The 17746-nt window shown below is 65.5% G+C and carries 14 protein-coding genes; 8 read left to right on the forward strand and 6 right to left on the reverse strand.

All coding sequences use genetic code 11. The features are described from left to right. Positions 1–66: 66 nt before the first annotated feature. Both metG and rocF read left to right on the forward strand, forming a co-directional pair. Positions 67–1776: a methionine--tRNA ligase gene (gene metG, locus LZA78_RS10540; protein WP_233676896.1), complete on the forward strand. Its 1710-nt coding sequence runs from the start codon at positions 67–69 to the stop codon at positions 1774–1776. Between the two features lie 91 nt (positions 1777–1867). Further along, a complete protein-coding gene (gene rocF / locus LZA78_RS10545) occupies positions 1868–2788 on the forward strand; it encodes an arginase (protein WP_233676897.1) in 921 nt (306 codons plus the stop codon). A 3-nt stretch (positions 2789–2791) separates the two neighbouring features. Here the strand turns inward: rocF and LZA78_RS10550 are convergent, their stop codons facing one another. From LZA78_RS10550 to LZA78_RS10575, 6 genes are all read right to left on the reverse strand, one after another. Beyond that, the gene (locus tag LZA78_RS10550) at positions 2792–3268 is read right to left on the reverse strand and encodes a holin family protein (protein ID WP_233676898.1); all 477 of its coding nucleotides are present in this window, start codon (positions 3266–3268) and stop codon (positions 2792–2794) included. Beyond that, positions 3259–3870 (reverse strand): holin-associated N-acetylmuramidase, encoded by a 612-nt coding sequence (locus tag LZA78_RS10555; RefSeq protein ID WP_233676899.1) that lies wholly within the window; start codon positions 3868–3870, stop codon positions 3259–3261. The genes LZA78_RS10550 and LZA78_RS10555 overlap by 10 nt, the downstream gene beginning before the upstream one ends. Positions 3871–3940: 70 nt before the next feature. Next, on the reverse strand, positions 3941–4384 hold the full coding sequence (gene ccmE, locus LZA78_RS10560; RefSeq protein ID WP_233676900.1) for a cytochrome c maturation protein CcmE: 444 nt from the start codon (positions 4382–4384) through the stop codon (positions 3941–3943). 67 nt (positions 4385–4451) lie between these two features. Further along, positions 4452–5480: an N-acetyl-gamma-glutamyl-phosphate reductase gene (argC, locus tag LZA78_RS10565; protein ID WP_233676901.1), complete on the reverse strand. Its 1029-nt coding sequence runs from the start codon at positions 5478–5480 to the stop codon at positions 4452–4454. A gap of 27 nt (positions 5481–5507) precedes the next feature. Further along, positions 5508–6320: a glutamate racemase gene (locus LZA78_RS10570; RefSeq protein WP_233676902.1), complete on the reverse strand. Its 813-nt coding sequence runs from the start codon at positions 6318–6320 to the stop codon at positions 5508–5510. 88 nt (positions 6321–6408) lie between these two features. Further along, complete coding sequence (locus tag LZA78_RS10575; RefSeq protein ID WP_233676903.1) at positions 6409–9804, reverse strand: indolepyruvate ferredoxin oxidoreductase family protein; 3396 nt, start codon at positions 9802–9804, stop codon at positions 6409–6411. A 147-nt stretch (positions 9805–9951) separates the two neighbouring features. Here LZA78_RS10575 and LZA78_RS10580 point away from each other — a divergent pair, with 147 nt between their 5' ends. From LZA78_RS10580 to LZA78_RS10605, 6 genes are all read left to right on the forward strand, one after another. Then, positions 9952–10860, forward strand: a complete 909-nt coding sequence (locus LZA78_RS10580; protein ID WP_233676904.1) for a LysR family transcriptional regulator — start codon at positions 9952–9954, stop codon at positions 10858–10860. Between the two features lie 380 nt (positions 10861–11240). After that, positions 11241–13403, forward strand: a complete 2163-nt coding sequence (purL, locus tag LZA78_RS10585; RefSeq protein ID WP_233676905.1) for a phosphoribosylformylglycinamidine synthase subunit PurL — start codon at positions 11241–11243, stop codon at positions 13401–13403. Between the two features lie 164 nt (positions 13404–13567). After that, a complete protein-coding gene (locus LZA78_RS10590) occupies positions 13568–13810 on the forward strand; it encodes a BolA/IbaG family iron-sulfur metabolism protein (protein ID WP_218628693.1) in 243 nt (80 codons plus the stop codon). Between the two features lie 90 nt (positions 13811–13900). Next, the gene (gene grxD / locus LZA78_RS10595; RefSeq protein WP_233676906.1) at positions 13901–14260 is read left to right on the forward strand and encodes a Grx4 family monothiol glutaredoxin; all 360 of its coding nucleotides are present in this window, start codon (positions 13901–13903) and stop codon (positions 14258–14260) included. A 173-nt stretch (positions 14261–14433) separates the two neighbouring features. Next, the gene (deoC, locus tag LZA78_RS10600) at positions 14434–15381 is read left to right on the forward strand and encodes a deoxyribose-phosphate aldolase (RefSeq protein ID WP_233676907.1); all 948 of its coding nucleotides are present in this window, start codon (positions 14434–14436) and stop codon (positions 15379–15381) included. 7 nt (positions 15382–15388) lie between these two features. Further along, the gene (locus LZA78_RS10605) at positions 15389–17728 is read left to right on the forward strand and encodes an aldehyde dehydrogenase family protein (RefSeq protein WP_233676908.1); all 2340 of its coding nucleotides are present in this window, start codon (positions 15389–15391) and stop codon (positions 17726–17728) included. The last annotated feature ends 18 nt before the right edge of the window (positions 17729–17746 follow it).

The following is a 17746-nucleotide window of genomic DNA, read 5'->3' on the forward strand; positions in this document are numbered from 1 at the left end:
TGAACCCTCTGGCCTTGGCCGCCCAAGCGCGCTAAACCCCCGCAAAACCGCTTAAAGGACGGGAAAATGGCGCGCCATCTGATCACCTCGGCAATTCCCTATATCAACGGCATCAAGCATCTGGGCAACCTCGTGGGCTCGCAGCTGCCGGCAGACCTGTTCGCGCGCTACCTACGCGGGCGCGGGCATGAGGTGATGTTCATCTGCGCCACCGACGAACACGGCACCCCGGCCGAGCTGGCCGCCGCCAAGGCGGGCAAGGATGTCGCCGACTATTGCGCCGAGATGCATGACGTGCAGGCCGAGATCGCGCGCGGCTTCCGCCTGTCCTTCGATCATTTCGGACGCTCGTCCAGCGCGCAGAACCGCGCACTGACCCAGCATTTCGCCCGCGTTCTGGCCGAAAACGGGCTGATCCGCGAAGTCACCGAAAAGCAGATGTATTCGGTGGCCGATGGCCGCTTCCTGCCCGACCGCTATATCGAGGGCACCTGCCCGAACTGCGGCTATGAAAGCGCGCGCGGCGATCAGTGCGACAACTGCACCAAGCAGCTTGACCCGGTCGATCTGATCAACCCGCATTCGGTGATCTCGGGCTCGACCGAGCTTGAAATGCGCGAGACCAAGCACCTGTTCCTGCGCCAGTCGGCGATGAAGGACAAGCTGGCCGACTGGATCGACAGCAAGGCCGACTGGCCGGTGCTGACCACCTCGATCGCGAAGAAATGGCTCAACGATGGCGACGGGCTGCAAGATCGCGGTATCACCCGCGATCTGAGCTGGGGCGTGCCCGCGCAATTCGACGGCGCGCCGTGGAAGGGCATGGAAGGCAAGGTCTTCTATGTCTGGTTCGACGCCCCCATCGAATATATCGCGGCAACGCAGGAATGGGCCGACAAGAGCGGCGGTGACTGGGCGCGCTGGTGGCGCACCGACAAGGGCGCGGAAGACGTCACCTACACCCAGTTCATGGGCAAGGATAACGTGCCCTTCCACACGCTCTCGTTCCCCGCGACGATCCTTGGCTCGGACGAGCCCTGGAAGCTGGTCGATTACATCAAGTCGTTCAACTACCTGAACTATGACGGCGGCCAGTTCTCGACCTCGCGCGGGCGCGGCGTGTTCATGGACCAGGCGCTCGAGATCCTGCCCTCGGACTACTGGCGCTGGTGGCTGCTGAGCCACGCCCCCGAAAGCGCCGACAGCGAATTCACCTGGGAGAACTTCCAAACCTCGGTGAACAAGGATCTGGCCGACGTTCTGGGCAACTTCGTCAGCCGTATCACCAAGTTCACCCGCTCGAAATTCGGCGAGGCCCTGCCCGAGGGCGGCACCTGGGGCGAGCGCGAAGAGGCGCTGATCGCGGAACTCACGACCCGCGTGCGCGAGTATGAGCGCCACATGGACGACAAGGAGGTCCGCAAGGCGGCGACCGAATTGCGCGCGATCTGGGTGGCGGGCAACGAATACCTGCAATCGGCTGCGCCCTGGACTGTCTTCAAGACCGAGCCCGAGCAGGCCGCCGCGCAGGCCCGCCTCGCGCTGAACCTGATCCGGCTTTACGCGGTGCTTTCCGCCCCCTTCATCCCGGATGCGACCGACACGATGCTCGCCGCCATGCAGACCGAGGATCGCAGCTGGCCCACCGATGTGCGCGCCGCGCTTGAGGCCCTGCCCGCAGGCCACGCCTTCACCACGCCCGAGGTTCTTTTCCGCAAGATCGCGGATGAGGAGCGCGAGGACTGGCAGGTCCGTTTCGCCGGCAAGCGCGAGTGATCTAAAAAGGGGGCCACGCGGCCCCCTTGCTTTTTGCCCTCATTTGCATCCCCCGCCCCTTTGCCCCATCATCGGGAAAACGGAGGCGTAGATGACCCATTGCATCCTGATCGGGGCCCCGGTGGACAGCGGCCAGAAACGCGCGGGCTGCCTGATGGGCCCGGCGGCTTACCGCGTTGCCGGGCTGGCGCAGACGCTGGCCACGCTTGGCCACGGGGTCGAGGACCGGGGCGATGTGAGCCCCGCTCCGCGCGATCCGATCCCCCATGCCAACCCGGCCGTGCATCATCTGGCCGAGACCATCGGCTGGACCGAGGCGCTGAGCGAGGCGGGATCCGACGCGATGGCCAACGGGTTTCCGATCTTCATGGGGGGCGATCACTCGCTCTCGCTCGGCTCGGTCGCCGGGGTGGCGCGTCACGCGGCGCGCGTGGGGCGGCCGCTTTTCGTGCTTTGGCTCGACGCCCATACCGATTTCCACACGCCAGAGAGCACGCAAAGCGGCAACCTGCACGGTACGCCCGTCGCCTATATCGCGGGGCGCCCCGGCTTTGACGATTTCCCGCCCTTCCCGGCCCCTGTGCCGCCCGCCAATATCTGCATGTTCGGCATCCGCTCGGTCGATGAGGCCGAGCATTCGGCGCTGATGCCCGAAGAGGTCGAGATCAACGACATGCGCGTGCTGGATGAGCGCGGCATCGGCGCACCGCTGCGCGAGTTTCTGGCGCGGGTCGAGGCCGAGAACGGATTGCTGCATGTCTCGCTCGACGTCGATTTCCTCGACCCGACCATCGCGCCCGCCGTCGGCACCACCGTCCCCGGCGGCACGACCTTCCGCGAGGCGCATCTGGTGATGGAGCTGCTGCATGAATCGGGGCTGGTCACTTCACTCGACCTGGTCGAGTTGAACCCCTTCCTCGACGATCGCGGGCGCACCGCGCGGCTGATGGTCGACCTGGTTGGCTCGCTGATGGGCCGGAAGGTCTTCGACCGGCCCACCCGCAGCTTCTGATTATCAGGCGCCAGCGCGGCGAGCCTCGATCTCGCTCAGCGCCGGGTTGTCATCCACGGACGCAGGGGCAGCCGCCACAACGGGTTTGGTGCGAAAGTAATAGGCCTCGCGCGCACCGAAATAGAAGCTGACGATGGCCCCCAGAAGCCACCAAAGCGGCTCTGGCACCGCGTTGAGCCCCACCATCCGGCGCGAGAACCCCTCGGGATCAATCATCGCATAGACGAAAAGCCCAAGCGTGCCGAGCGCGAGCATCGGCCGGGGCATCCGGTTCAACCCGTTGACGAACCGGTCAAACAGGCCCGGCCGGACGTATTGGAACTCGGCACCGTGTTCATCCAGTGCGGCGCGATAGGCATCATGCGCCGCCTCCATCTTCTTGGTGGCATTGGGCACGAAGACCTCGGCCACGGTCGCGGCGGCATTGCCAAGCGCGGTGGTGGTGGCCGAGCCACCGACGACTTTCTCGATCAGGCCCATTTCGCCACCCGTGCCTTGTGATCGGCCGCGCTCAGGTGAAAGCGGGGCGAGATGAACTCTTCCGCGCGCAAGATCCAGCCGCCCTTGGCGCCCTTGCGGGTGGTCGCGTATTTGCGCGAGGCGGGGCGGCGGTCGGCGAGTTGGTAGTAATAGTTGCGTCGCGCGATCCCGTAGGCATCCGCGATCAGGTCAGGCGCGCTGTCAGTCGCCGCCTGCGCGGCGGCCAGCGTCTGCGGCCCAAGCACGCCATCGACAGCGACGGGATGGCCCATGCGGGTCAGCAGGCCTTGCAGAACGCGAATCGCATTGGCCCCGGCGTTGACATACATGTCAAAGACGCTGGCGCGCAGCACCTCGGGCAGGCGCGCAAGGCCCGGCGCCTCGTAGTAATGCTGCACGAAAATCTCGACCGCCTTCTCGCGGCTCAGCGCGCGCACATCGGCCCCGGTCACCCGGCCATCGCCGGTCAGGTCGATCCCGAGGCGCTGCATCGTGCCAAGAGTCACACCATATTTCGTGGCCCCGCCGGGATCGTCGGGATCGTTCACATAGCCGCCCTCGCGGGCAACGATCTCGCTGGCAATTTCGGTGACTGATTTCATGGACATCCCCCAGACATAGCCGGGGAATGGTCACACGATCAGGTTAACGCCGCGCCGAGGCAGCGCGCGCTCAGGAGTTCGGCTCCTGGTAGACGCCCTGCTCTTTCAGCGCGTCCACGACTTCCTTGGGCATGTAGCTTTCGTCGTGCTTGGCCAGGATCTCGCTGGCGACGAAGACATCGCCCTCCATCGTGCCGGTGCCAATCATGCCCTGGTTCTCACCAAAGAGGTCCGGCAACACGCCGGTGAAGCGCACCGGAACACTTGCGCCGCCATCGGTGACGCTGAAGGTGACGGTCTCACCCTCGCCGCGCTTGATGGTGCCTGCCTCGACCAGCCCGCCCAGACGGAATACCTCACCCGGTTTGGGCGGGTTCTCGGCCAGTTGCGCCGGGGCGCGGAAGAAATTGATCCCGTCGCGCATCGCATAGCCGATCATCGCGGTCGAGACGGCCAGCGCCACGGCAGCGACCAGCAGCACCTGGATGCGGCGCTTTTTCTTGAGGCTCTTCATTCGCGTTTCCTCCTCAATCTGCTGGCGGCCTTATCGGCCGCCCGCCGTTCCTGTTCCCTGACTTAAATCAAGGGAAGACCGGTGCAAGCATCAGGCCCGCCGTCTCCTCAAGACCCAGCATCAGGTTGGCGTTCTGAATCGCCTGCCCAGACGAGCCCTTGGTCAGGTTATCCAGCGCCACCATCACCACGGCCCGGCCCGGAATACGGTCACCGATCACGCCGACATGGACGAAATTGGAGCCAGCGATCGAGCGCGTCGAGGGGAGTGCGCCGAAAGGTAGCACCTCAAGGAAGGTCTCATCGGCGTAACGCGCGGCCAATGCGGCGTGAATCGCCTCCGGCTCGCCGCGGACATAGGCGTCCACGAGGATACCGCGGTTGAAGGGCATCAGGTGCGGGGTGAACTGGATGCGCACGGGGCGGCCCGCCAAGAGGCTGAATTCCTGATCGAATTCGCCCAGGTGACGGTGTTTGCCGCCCGCCGAATAGGGCATGGTGCCGCCCGCGAGTTCGGCATGCAGCAGGTTTTCCTTGAGCGAACGACCCGCCCCCGAGACGCCCGCCTTGAGGTCGATCACAATCTCGTCAAGGTCGATCACGCCCGCCTCGATCAGCGGCCGGATGGCGTATTGGCCGGCGGCGGCGTTGCAGCCCGTACCCGCGCACAGCCGCGCGCCGCGAATCTCGCTGCGGTAAAACTCGGTCAGGCCGTAGACCGCCTCTTTCTGCAAATCGACGGCCGAATGCGGCTTCCCATACCATTTTTCATACTCGGCCGGGTCGCGCAGACGGAAGTCGGCGGACAGATCGACGACCTTCAGATCGCGCGGCAGTTCGGCAATGACCGCCTGCGAGGTCGCGTGTGGAAGCGCGCAGAAGGCCAGATCGACCTTGAAAAAGTCAATCTCCTCGATTTTTTGCAGATCCGGCAGGCCAAGGTGGCGCAGGTGCGGGAAGACCTCGCCCATGCTCATACCGGCCTTGCGGTCGCCCGACAGCGCGGTGATCTTCATCGAGGGGTGAGTGGCGATGATCCGGGCCAGTTCGGCGCCGGTGTAGCCCGAGGCGCCAAGGATCGCGATGTTCTGCGTCATGGGAATCTCCCTGCAAATCTAATGAGTTCAGGCGGCTTCGAAGGCAATTCTACGTCGCAGGAACTGCGTCGCATGGGTCGAGACCGAGGCCGGTTTGCCCGTGGTCAGGAATTTCGACACCTTGCCCGCGCCCTCGAATTCGGGGTGGCGGGTGAGGTAGTCGGTCAGGCTTTCGGCCACGAGGTTCGCCTGGCTGTAGACGGTCACTTCGGGGCCCAGCGCCTCCTGGAAGACCGACTGCATCAGCGGGTAGTGGGTGCAGCCCAGGATGGCGGCCTCGGGGTGCGGCATCCGACGCTTGAGCGCCTCGACATGGCTGCGCACCAGCGCCTCGGCCAGGATCTCGTCTCCCGTCTCGATCGCATCGACCACGCCGCCGCAGGGCTGCGCCTCGACATCCACGCCGATGGCGCGATAGGCCAGCTCGCGCTGGAAGGCGCGGCTCGCGACTGTGGCGGGGGTGGCAAACAGCGCCACATGCTTGACGGCGACCTCACGCGGGGGGCTGTTATCGCCCCATTTGCGTTCGGTCAGGGCCTCGATCATCGGCACGAAGACGCCCAGAACCCGCTTGTCCTTGGGCACCCAGCTTTCCTGCATCCGCTTGAGTGCTGCGGCCGAGGCGGTGTTGCAGGCCAGGATCACCAGATCGCAGCCCTCTTCCCACAGGCGCTCCACGCCCCGGCAGGTCAGATTGAAAATGTCATCTGCATCGCGCACGCCATAGGGGGCATGGGCATTGTCGCCATAATAGACGAAGGCCACATCGGGCAACCGCTTGGAGACGGCGTCATACACCGTCAACCCGCCGAGCCCGCTATCGAAAACCCCAACAGCCATGCCTGCCTCCCGCCCCTCAGGGTGCCCCGCGCGCGGCGGGGAATTGGCCCCTAATAAGCCCCGCGCGCGCGGAAATAAACGCCTGAAATCATTCCGCCGCGAGTTGTGACGGCGGTGCGCCCTGATCGAAGGCCGCCAGAAGCTCGGCCCGGCGCTTCGCGGCGCGGGTGACCGCTTCGACCTTGACCGGGCCGAAACCGCGGATGGATAGCGGCAGTTCCGCCAGTTCGCGCACGATTTCCAGCGTCTCTGGCCCCACTTGCGGCAGAATCCGCGCCATGTCGGCCTCGTATTCGGCGATCAGCGCGCGCTCGGTGCGGCGCTCTTCCGAGCGACCGAACGGGTCGAATGCGGTGCCGCGCAGCCCTTTCAGCCGCGCAAGCAGCCGGAAGGCGGGAATCATCCAAGGCCCGAAACTGCGCTTGATCGGGCGCCCGTTCGGCCCCTCACCCGCGAAGAAGGGCGGCGCGAGGTGGAAGGTGGGTTTGAGATCGCCCTCGAATTCCGCGCGCGCCTTATCCATCGTCTCCAGATGCAGCCGCGCGACCTCGTATTCGTCCTTGTAGGCCAGAAGCTTGTGATAGCCCTTGGCGACAGACAGGCGCAGCTCTTGCGGGGCGCGGGCGACAAGCGCGTTGAAGCGCGTGGCAAGGGCGGCATCCTGATAGGCGGTCAGATGCGCGGCGCGGAAGGCGATGGGATCGGCTTGCCCGGCGGGCTGCTCATGCGCGATCAGCTTCGCGGCGTCTTCAGGATGCGCCTCGGCCCAACGGCCAAGCTCGAAGGCGCGTTTATTGGCCTCGGCCGCGGTCTCGTTCAGCTCGATCGCGCGGTGAATGGCGGCGTGGCTCAGCGGCAGATAGCCCGCCTGCCAGGCCGCCCCAAGGACGACCATGTTCGAATAGATCGAATCCCCAAGCGCGCGGCGGGCAAGCTCGGAGGCATCGAAGAAACTGACCCGGTCGCGCAGCCGCGCCTCGAGCGCCAGCCGCAACTGCCCCACCGGCAGGTGGAAGTCGCGATTGCGGGTGAACTCGCCAGTCACGATCTCATGCGCGTTGACGACCGCCCCGGTGCGCCCGGTGGTCATGAGGCCAAGTGTCTTGGCCCCGGCGCTGACCACCAGATCGCCGCCGATGACGCAATCGGCTTCGCCCACCGCCACGCGAATGGCCGAGATGTCCTGCGGGCGGTTCGCCAGACGCAGGTGGATATGCACCGCGCCGCCTTTTTGCGCGAGGCCGGCCATCTCCATCATGCCCGCGCCCTTGCCATCGACATGGGCGGCCATGGCCAGCACCGCGCCCACGGTGACAACCCCGGTGCCGCCGACCCCGGTGATCACGACGTTATGCGTGCCGTGGATCGCGGGCAGAGTGGGCTCGGGCAAGTCTGGCAGATCCAGCGCCTTGGGTTGCGCCTTGCGCGGCTTGGCGCCCGAGAAGGTCACGAAGGACGGGCAGAACCCGTTCAGGCAAGAGAAGTCCTTGTTGCAGCTCGACTGGTCGATGGCGCGCTTGGTGCCAAGCTCGGTCTCGACCGGCACAATCGAGACGCAGTTCGATTGCACCCCGCAATCGCCGCAGCCCTCGCAGACATCGGTATTGATGAAGACGCGCTTGTCGGGATCGGGGAAGGTGCCGCGCTTGCGGCGACGGCGCTTCTCGGCGGCGCAGGTCTGGACATAGACGATGGCCGAGACGCCTTTGGTTTCCTCAAGGCGCTTTTGCACCTCCATCAGCCCTGCGCGTTCGACCTTTTCGACTTCGGGCGGGAAGCTGGACAGATCCAGCGCTTCTTTTTCGTCATAGACCACGACGACCGGCTTGACTCCCATCGCGCGGATCTCACTCACGATCTGCTGCGCGGTCAGTCCGCCCTCGTTCGGTTGTCCGCCCGTCATGGCGACGGCATCGTTGAAGAGGATCTTGTAGGTGATGTTGACGCCCGCCGCCAAGGCCGCCCGGATCGCGAGGCTGCCCGAGTGGTTATACGTCCCGTCGCCGAGGTTCTGGAACACATGCGGGCGGGTCGAGAACGGCGCCTCGCCGACCCAGTTGGCGCCCTCGCCGCCCATCTGGGTGAATCCGGTGGTCTCGCGCCCCATCCATTGCACCATGTAATGGCAGCCGATCCCGGCATAGGCCCGCGCGCCTTCGGGCAGGCGGGTTGAGCTGTTATGCGGGCAGCCCGAGCAGAACCACGGCACGCGGGTCGCGATCTCGGGGGCGTTGTCGGCGCGTCGAGCCTGTTCAATGCGCGCCAGCCCGGCCTTGACGGCCTCGGTCGCGCGACCTTCCTCGGTCAGTATGCCCGCAATGCGCTCGGCGATCATCATCGGGTCAAGCGCGAAGCGGGTCGGGAACAGCTCGGCCCCGGTGCGATCGTGGTGCCAGCCCAGAACGCGCCGCCCCTTGCGGTTGTCAAAGATCGCCTCCTTGACCTGCACCTCGATCAGCTTGCGCTTTTCCTCGACCACGACGATCAGTTCGAGCCCCTCGGCCCATTCGTTGAACGAGCGCATGTCCATCGGGAAGGTTTGCGCGACCTTCCAGGTGGTGATGCCAAGGCGCTCGCATTCCGCCGCAGTCAGGCCAAGCAGGCTGAAAGCGTGGACAAGGTCGAGCCAGTTCTTGCCCGCCGCGACAAAGCCGATCTTGGCGCCGGGGCGGCCATGCATCCGCTTGTCCATCCGGTTGGCGCGGGCGAAGGCCTCGGCGGCGAAACGCTTGTAATCGATCATCCGCGCTTCTTGCGCGACGGGCGTATCACCCAAACGGATATTCAACCCGCCCGGCGGCATCTTGAAATCGGGGGTGACGAAGCTCAGCCGATGCGGGTCGCCATCGACGACCGCCGTCGCCTCGACCGTGTCCTTCATCGTCTTGAGGCCCACCCAGACCCCGGCAAAGCGGCTCAGCGCCCAGCCATAAAGCCCGAAATCGAGGATCTCCTGCACCCCGGCGGGGCTCAGCACCGGCATATAGGCATCGACCAGCGCCCAGTCTGACTGATGCAACACGGTCGAGCTTTCGCCCGTGTGGTCATCCCCCATCGCCATCAAGACGCCGCCAAGCCGCGAGGTGCCCGCCATATTGGCGTGGCGCATCACATCGCCCGAGCGGTCCACGCCCGGCCCCTTGCCATACCATAGGCCGAAAACGCCGTCATAGGCGCCCTCGCCGCGCAGCTCGGCCTGCTGGGTGCCCCAAAGCGCCGTGGCGGCCAGATCTTCGTTCAGGCCGGGCTGAAAGCGGACCTGCGCGGCCTCCAGTTCCCGCCGCGCGCGGCTCATCTGGATATCCACCGCGCCTAGCGGCGAGCCGCGATAGCCCGTCACATAGCCCGCTGTATTGGTTCCCGCCGCGCGATCGCGCGCCGCCTGCATCAGGACCAGCCGCACCAGCGCCTGTGTCCCGTTCAACAGAACCGGATTCTTGGATAGGTCGAAACGGTCCCTGAGGGACACTTCCTGCCTGCCCATTGTGCACCTCCCCTTGCGCCAAGAGCATAAGGCAATGATAGGTCGGAAAAGCTGACCTACAAAGTCAATTTTGGGTCAAAGTGGTTTGTTAAATTCGGCGAATGAATATAAGTGTAGAGCGCTTCTAGTGATCAGAAAGTGACCCCGATGGACTGGGACAAGTTGCGAATCTTTCATGCGGTGGCCGATGCCGGCTCCCTCACCCATGCGGGGGATGCGCTGCATTTGTCGCAGTCGGCGGTCAGCCGACAGATACGAGCGCTGGAAGAGTCGCTTGGAACGACGCTTTTCCACCGCCATGCCCGGGGACTGATTCTCACCGAACAGGGAGAGCTTCTGTTCGACGCCACCTCGACCATGGCAAAGAAGCTTGATTCAGCCGCCGCGCGCATCCGCGACAGCGAAGAGGAAGTCTTTGGAGAGCTGCGCGTGACCACCACCGTGGGCTTTGGCACGCTCTGGCTCGCGCCGCGACTGGTGAAGCTGTACGAACGCTACCCCGAGCTCAAGATCGACCTGCTTTTGGAAGAGCGTGTGCTGGACCTACCGATGCGCGAGGCCGACGTTGCCATCCGCATGAAGGAACCCGCGCAGGCCGACCTGATCCGCAAGCGGCTGCTCAACATCCGGATGCGTCTCTATGCAACCTCGGAATACCTCGCGCGCAGTGGTCGGCCCGAAAGCCTGGCCGATCTGCGCAACCACCGCCTGATCTGCCAGAACCCGGCGACGCCGCAGGTTTCGGCGGGCGCGCATCTGGTGCAGCAGATCCTGTCGCATGAGGTCCACTCGACGCTGACGGTGAACAACTACTTCGGCGTGCTTCAGGGTGTGCTGAATCACATCGGCATCGGGGTTTTGCCCGATTATCTGACGGTGGACTTCCCCGGCCTCGAACGCGTCCTGCCCGAAGTCGAGTCGGTCGAGGTGCCGGTCTTCTTGGCCTACCCGGAAGAGCTGCGCCAGTCGCGTCGCGTCACCGCCTTCCGGGACTTCGTTCAGGAAGAGATCCTGGCCTATCGCCGCCAGCAGATGGGCGACACCAGCGCTGAATAATCAGCTATAACCTGAACGCATAGCGGGCATGCTGCATCCGCAGCATGATTCTCCTTGATCGATTCTAACTCTGCACATAAATGCAGCTTCGAAGGCGATGATTTGAGGAAACTCTCATCACCTTCTACCTCCCTGTTGGACTACGGCCGAGCTTTTGCTCGGCCTTTTTTTTAGCTGGGCCGCTTTTCGTCTATAGTTCGCGCGCGAAACCACCCGGACTGACGGGCCCGCGGCGCGGCAAATCCGCCCGCGTCGCCGTTTCCCCCCCATGCGCCCCGTGCAAACTGTGTTTTCCGCCCGCATTTGCACGCCATCGCCCCTTTTCCCGCAGGCCCACATGTCCTAAAGAACGCGCAAACCCGCGCCTTCGGAGGAGTTTCATGAACGAGCCGCAGATCACCCCCGACCTCGTCGCTGCCCACGGCCTGAAACCCGACGAATACCAGAGCCTGCTGGAGATCATGGGCCGCGAGCCCACCTTCACCGAACTGGGCATCTTCTCGGCCATGTGGAACGAGCATTGCTCGTACAAATCCTCGAAGAAATGGCTGCGCACCCTGCACACGACCGGCGATCAGGTCATCTGCGGTCCGGGCGAGAATGCGGGCGTCGTGGACATCGGCGACGGTCAGGCGGTCATCTTCAAGATGGAAAGCCACAACCACCCCTCCTACATCGAACCCCATCAGGGCGCGGCGACCGGCGTCGGCGGCATTCTGCGCGACGTCTTCACCATGGGCGCGCGCCCGATCGCGGCGATGGACAGCCTGAGCTTCGGCCTGCCCTCGCACCCAAAAACCCCGCACCTCGTGAAGGGCGTGGTCGAGGGCGTTGGCTCCTACGGCAACTGTTTCGGCGTTCCGAACGTGGGTGGCGAGGTGCGCTTCCACGCCGCCTATAACGGCAACTGCCTTGTGAACGCCTTCGCTGCGGGCCTCGCGGATACCGACAAGATCTTCTACTGCGCCGCCTCGGGCGTGGGTATGCCGGTGGTGTATCTCGGCGCCAAGACCGGGCGTGACGGCGTCGGCGGGGCCACCATGGCCTCGGCCGAGTTCGACGACACTATCGAAGAGAAGCGCCCCACCGTTCAGGTCGGCGACCCCTTCGTCGAGAAATGCCTGATGGAAGCCTGCATGGAGCTGATGCGCACCGACGCCGTCATCTCGATCCAGGACATGGGCGCCGCTGGCCTGACCTGCTCGGCCGTCGAGATGGGCGACAAGGGCGGCCTTGGCATCAAGCTGCAGCTTGACGCCGTGCCGCAGCGCGAAGCCAACATGACCGCCTATGAGATGATGCTCTCGGAGAGCCAGGAGCGGATGCTCATGGTGCTCAAGCCCGAGAAAGAGGCCGAGGCCCGCGCCATCTTCGAGAAATGGGATCTCGACTTCGCCATCGTCGGCGAGACCATCGCCGAGGATCGTTTCCTGATCATCCACGGCAATGAGGTCAAGGCCGACATCCCGCTGTCCAAGCTCAGCTCGGCCGCGCCGGAATACGACCGCCCCTGGGTGCCGACCCCGGCCGCCAAGCCGCTGACCGAGCTGCCCGCGATTGGCCCGATCGAGGCGCTCAAGGCGCTGATCGGCTCGCCGAACTATGCCGCCAAGAACTGGGTGTTCGAGCAGTATGACACGCAGGTCATGGCCGATACCGTGGTGCGTCCGGGCCTCGGCGCCGGCGTCGTGCGCGTGCATGGCACCGACAAGGCAGTGGCCTTCACCTCGGACGTGACGCCGCGCTACGTGCGTGCCAACCCCTACGAGGGCGGCAAGCAGGCCGTGGCCGAAGCCTATCGCAACCTCTCGGCCGTGGGCGCCCTGCCGCTGGCCACGACCGACAACCTGAACTTCGGCAACCCCGAGAAGCCCGAGATCATGGGCCAGTTCGTCGGCGCGATCAAAGGCATCGGCGAGGCCTGCCTTGCGCTGAACTTCCCGATCGTGTCTGGGAACGTCTCGCTTTACAACGAGACTGACGGCAAGGGCATCCTGCCCACCCCGACCATCGGCGCCGTGGGCCTGCTGAAATCGCTCGATGACCTGATCGGCGGCCAACCCGCTGAGGGCGACATCGCGCTGGTGATCGGCGTGACGCATGGCCACCTCGGCCAGTCTGCGCTGGCCTATGAAGCCTTTGGCATCGAGGAAGGCGACGCCCCGGCCGTCGATCTCGATGACGAGCGCAAGCACGGCGAATTCCTGCGCGCCAATGGCAAGCTGGTCAAGGCGGCGTCGGACCTGTCCGATGGCGGCCTGGCGCTCGCGGCCTTCGAGATGGCCGAAGGCGCCGGTCTGGGCGTTGCGCTCGATGCGCAGGCGATCGGCACGCTCTTTGGCGAGGACCAGGCGCGCTACCTTGTGGCCTGCGATGCCGAAGGCGCGAACGCGCTTGAGGCCGCCGCGAAAGCCGCCAATGTGCCGCTGGAGCGCGTCGGTGTGTTCGGTGGCAACGACGTGGCCTTCGGCTCCGCCAAGGCGCCTATGGCTGAACTCTCGGCACTTTACCGCTCGGCCTTCGCCGCTGCCGTGGAAGGCTGAGACCACCGCCTGAGAACATGCGCGCGCGGGGCAACCCGCGCGCCTTTCTTTTCTGGCCCTCGCCCGCCCGGGCAATTCGCCCCACGGCACCGATGCGACCGGCGCGCCCCTTGCCGCCCCGCCGCAGTCAGCCTAGATTGACCGCAAAGCACGAGGAGATACCGATGCCGATGGAAGCCCATGATATCGAAGCCCTGATCCGTGAGGGCTTCCCCGACGCGCAGATCACCATCACCGATCTTGCGGGCGACGGGAACCATTGGGCAGCCGAGGTGATCGACGCCTCGTTCAAGGGCCTCAACCGCGTCCAGCAGCAGCGCGCCGTCTTCGCCGCGCTCAAGGGCGCGATGGACGGGCCGAACGCGCCGCTCCATGCGCTGGCGCTGACGACCAAGGCCCCGGAGTGATCTCCGGCGGGCACCTGACTTCGGTCAAGGCGCCCGATCCGACCGACTGACAGAGCGTGTATCGCTCATGCGCGAACAAAGGATTTTTCCATGACCGCTATCGACCAGATCAAGGCAGACATCGAAGCCAATGACGTGGTGCTTTACATGAAAGGCACCAAGGAAATGCCGCAGTGCGGGTTCTCCAGCCGCGTTGCGGGCGTGCTGAACTTCATGGGCGTCACCTACAAGGACGTCAACGTTCTGGCAGACGCCGAAGTGCGCCAGGGCATCAAGGATTTCTCGGAGTGGCCGACCATCCCGCAGCTCTACGTCAAGGGCGAGTTCGTGGGCGGTTGCGACATCGTCACCGAGATGACCCTGTCGGGCGAGCTCGACCAGCTCTTCGACGCCAAGGGCGTGAGCTATAACAAGGACGCCGCCGACCAGATCCGCGCTGCGAACGCCTGACCAATCGCGCATCGCATCTCAAACCCCGCGCCCTTTGGCGCGGGGTTTTCTATTGGGCGCGTCAGATTTTTAGACCAAACGGTCATATTTCTTGCGCCACGCATTCAGCTCCCGTTGATGCAACCCCGATCTGGCGCTAGCCTGCGCGTAACCGGACAATCCCAGGATCCATCATGTCCACTGACCGCAATCCCGGCGCGCCGCTCGACCTGTCCTGGTTCGACCGGATCGCCGTCAATACCCCTGCGACCGAGGCGCGCGCGGCGCAGCTGACCACGCGCCGCAGTCTGAAAAAGAACTACCAGGCGGCCTGGCTCGTGAATGCGATCCGCTGCATGGACCTGACGACGCTGGCCGGTGACGACACCGAGGACCGCGTCGCGCGGCTTTGCGCCAAGGCGCGCGCGCCGTTGGCCGATCATATCCTTGCCGGGCTTGGCCTTGAGGACGTGACGACGGGTGCGGTCTGCGTCTATCCGACCATGGTCGCCGCCGCTGCGCGCGCGCTGGAGGGCACTTCGATCCCCGTGGCCTCGGTCGCCACCGGCTTTCCGGCCGGGCTGATGCCGCTCGATCTGCGGCTGGCCGAGATCCGCTATGCCGTCGATCAGGGCGCGCAAGAGATCGACATCGTCATCACCCGCGCCCATGTGCTGCGCGCCGACTGGCAGGCGCTCTATGACGAGATCGCCGCCATGCGCGAGGCCTGCGGGGCCGCGCATATGAAGGCGATCCTTGCCACCGGCGATCTGAAAACGCTGCGCAACGTCTACAAGGCCTCGATGGTGGCGATGCAGGCGGGGGCGGATTTCATCAAGACCTCGACCGGCAAGGAAGGCGTCAACGCGACCCTGCCCGTCAGCCTGACCATGGTGCGCGCGCTGCGCGACTATGGCGCGCGCACCGGGTACCGGATCGGCTTCAAGCCCGCAGGTGGGATGAAGACCGCCAAGGACGCGCTGGCCTGGCAGATCCTGATGAAAGAGGAGATGGGCACAGACTGGCTGCGCCCCGACCTCTTCCGCCTTGGTGCCTCGTCCATGCTGGCCGACATTGAACGCCAGCTCGAACACCATGTCACCGGGCGCTACGCGTCCTCGTCCCGCCACGCGATCGCCTGAGGGAAAGATGCCGACCGTGAAAGAGATCCTCGAGACCATGGACTACGGCCCCGCCCCCGAAGCCAGCGGCGAAGTGACCGCCTGGCTGGCCGCGCGCGGGCGCTTTGGCCATTTCATCAACGGCGCCTTCACCAAGCCGGGCGAGACCTTCGCCGCCGACAACCCGGCGACGGGTGAGCCTTTGGCCGAGGTCACGCAGGGCACCGAGGACGACATCGCCGCCGCCGTGAAAGCCGCGCGCAAGGCGCAGCCGAAATGGGCGGGCCTGAGCGGGCATGAGCGCGCGCAGTGGCTTTACGCCATCGCCCGCCATCTGCAAAAACGCGAGCGGTTCCTGTCGGTACTTGAGACCCTCGACAACGGCAAGCCGATCCGTGAATGCCGCGATGTCGATGTGCCGCTGGCGATCCGCCACTTCTACCACCACGCCGGATGGGCCGAACTGCTTGAGGACGAATTCCCCGGCAACGTCCCGCATGGCGTCTGCGGCCAGATCATCCCATGGAATTTCCCGCTCTTGATGCTGGCATGGAAAGTCGCGCCTGCGCTGGCGGCCGGGAATACGGTGGTGTTGAAACCCGCCGAGTATACGCCGCTCACCGCACTCGCCTTCGCAGAGATCTGCGCCGAGGTCGGGCTGCCCAAAGGCGTCGTCAACATTGTCACCGGGGACGGGCGCACCGGTGCGGCGCTGGTCGCGGCCGAGGTCGACAAGATCGCCTTCACCGGCTCAACCGAGGTTGGCCGCCTCATCCGCCGCGCCACCGCAGGCAGCGGCAAGGCGCTGACGCTGGAGCTCGGTGGCAAGTCGCCCTTCATCGTCTTCGCCGACGCCGATCTGGATGCGGCGGTCGAGGGCGTGGTGGATGCCATCTGGTTCAACCAGGGTCAGGTCTGCTGCGCCGGGTCGCGCATCCTGGCCGCCGAATCCGTGGCCGACGACTTCACCCACCGCCTGACCGCACGGCTGGCCAGGCTGCGCGTGGGCGACCCGCTCGACAAATGCACCGACATGGGGGCGATCGTGCACCCGGTGCAACTGGGCCGCATCCGCGACCTCGTCAGCGCGGGCGAGGCAGCCGGCGCACACCTGATCCAGGCCGAGTGTCAACTGCCCCCAAAGGGCAGCTTCTACGCCCCCGGCATCCTCCTGAACGCGCACCCCGCCAACCCGGCAATGACCGAGGAAATCTTCGGCCCGGTCGCCACGCTCTCGACCTTCCGCACGCCGGACGAGGCGGTGGAGCTTGCCAATAACACGCGCTACGGCCTCTCGGCCTCGATCTGGTCCGAAAACCTGACGCTGGCGATGGATATCGCCGCCAAGGTCAAGGCCGGGGTCGTGTGGATCAACGCAACCAACGTCTTCGACGCCGCCGCAGGCTTTGGCGGGATGCGTGAAAGCGGCTTCGGCCGCGAAGGCGGGCGCGAGGGCATGGCCGCCTACCTGCGCCGCCCGGCCCCGAAGGCGCAGCCTGAGGCGGCTGCGGGGCAGCTCGATGCCGCGCCGCAGGCGGGCGCCCCCGCCGCCCCCGGCATCGACCGCACGGCCAAGCTTTATATCGGCGGCAAGCAGAGCCGCCCCGACAGCGGCTATTCCTACGCCGTGACCCACAAGGGGCGCGAGATCGGCCTTGCCCCGCTCGGTAGCCGCAAAGACATCCGTAACGCGGTCGAGGCCGCGCATAAGGCCAGCGGCTGGGGCAAGGTCACCGGCCATAACCGTGCGCAGGTGCTGTATTACATCGCCGAGAACCTCGCCGCGCGTCAGGCCGAGTTCGAGGCCCGCCTGCACGACGCCGGCCACAGCCCCAAGGAAGTCACCGCCACCATCCGCCGCGCCTTCTACTACGCCGCCTGGGCGGACAAGTTTGACGGCGCGGTGAAATCCACCAAGACGCGCAACGTGACCGTCGCGATGCACGAGCCCTGGGGCGTCATGGGCATCGCTTGCCCGGACGCGGCGCCGCTTTTGGGCTTTGCCTCGCTGGTGCTGCCCGCCATCGCCATGGGCAACCGAGTGGTGGCGATCCCCGCCACCTCGATGCCCTTCGCCGCGACCGACCTTTATCAGGTCTTCGACACGTCGGACCTCCCCGGCGGGGTCGTCAACATCGTCACCGGCCCGCGCGACGAGTTGGCCAAGACATTGGCGCAGCACGATGACGTGGCGGCGATGTGGTATTGCGGCGGCACCGAGGGCGCCGCAATGGTCGAGGCCGAAAGCGCCGCCAACCTCAAGGCAACCTGGACGCTGCCGAACCGCGACTGGTCGGCGGCGCAGGGGCGCGAGTTCCTTGATCGCGCCTGCCAGATCAAGACGATCTGGGTGCCCTACGGCGAATGAAAACGGCGCGGGGTCTGC

This window comes from Rhodobacter flavimaris (assembly GCF_021378075.1).
GTDB lineage: Bacteria > Pseudomonadota > Alphaproteobacteria > Rhodobacterales > Rhodobacteraceae > Rhodobacter > Rhodobacter flavimaris.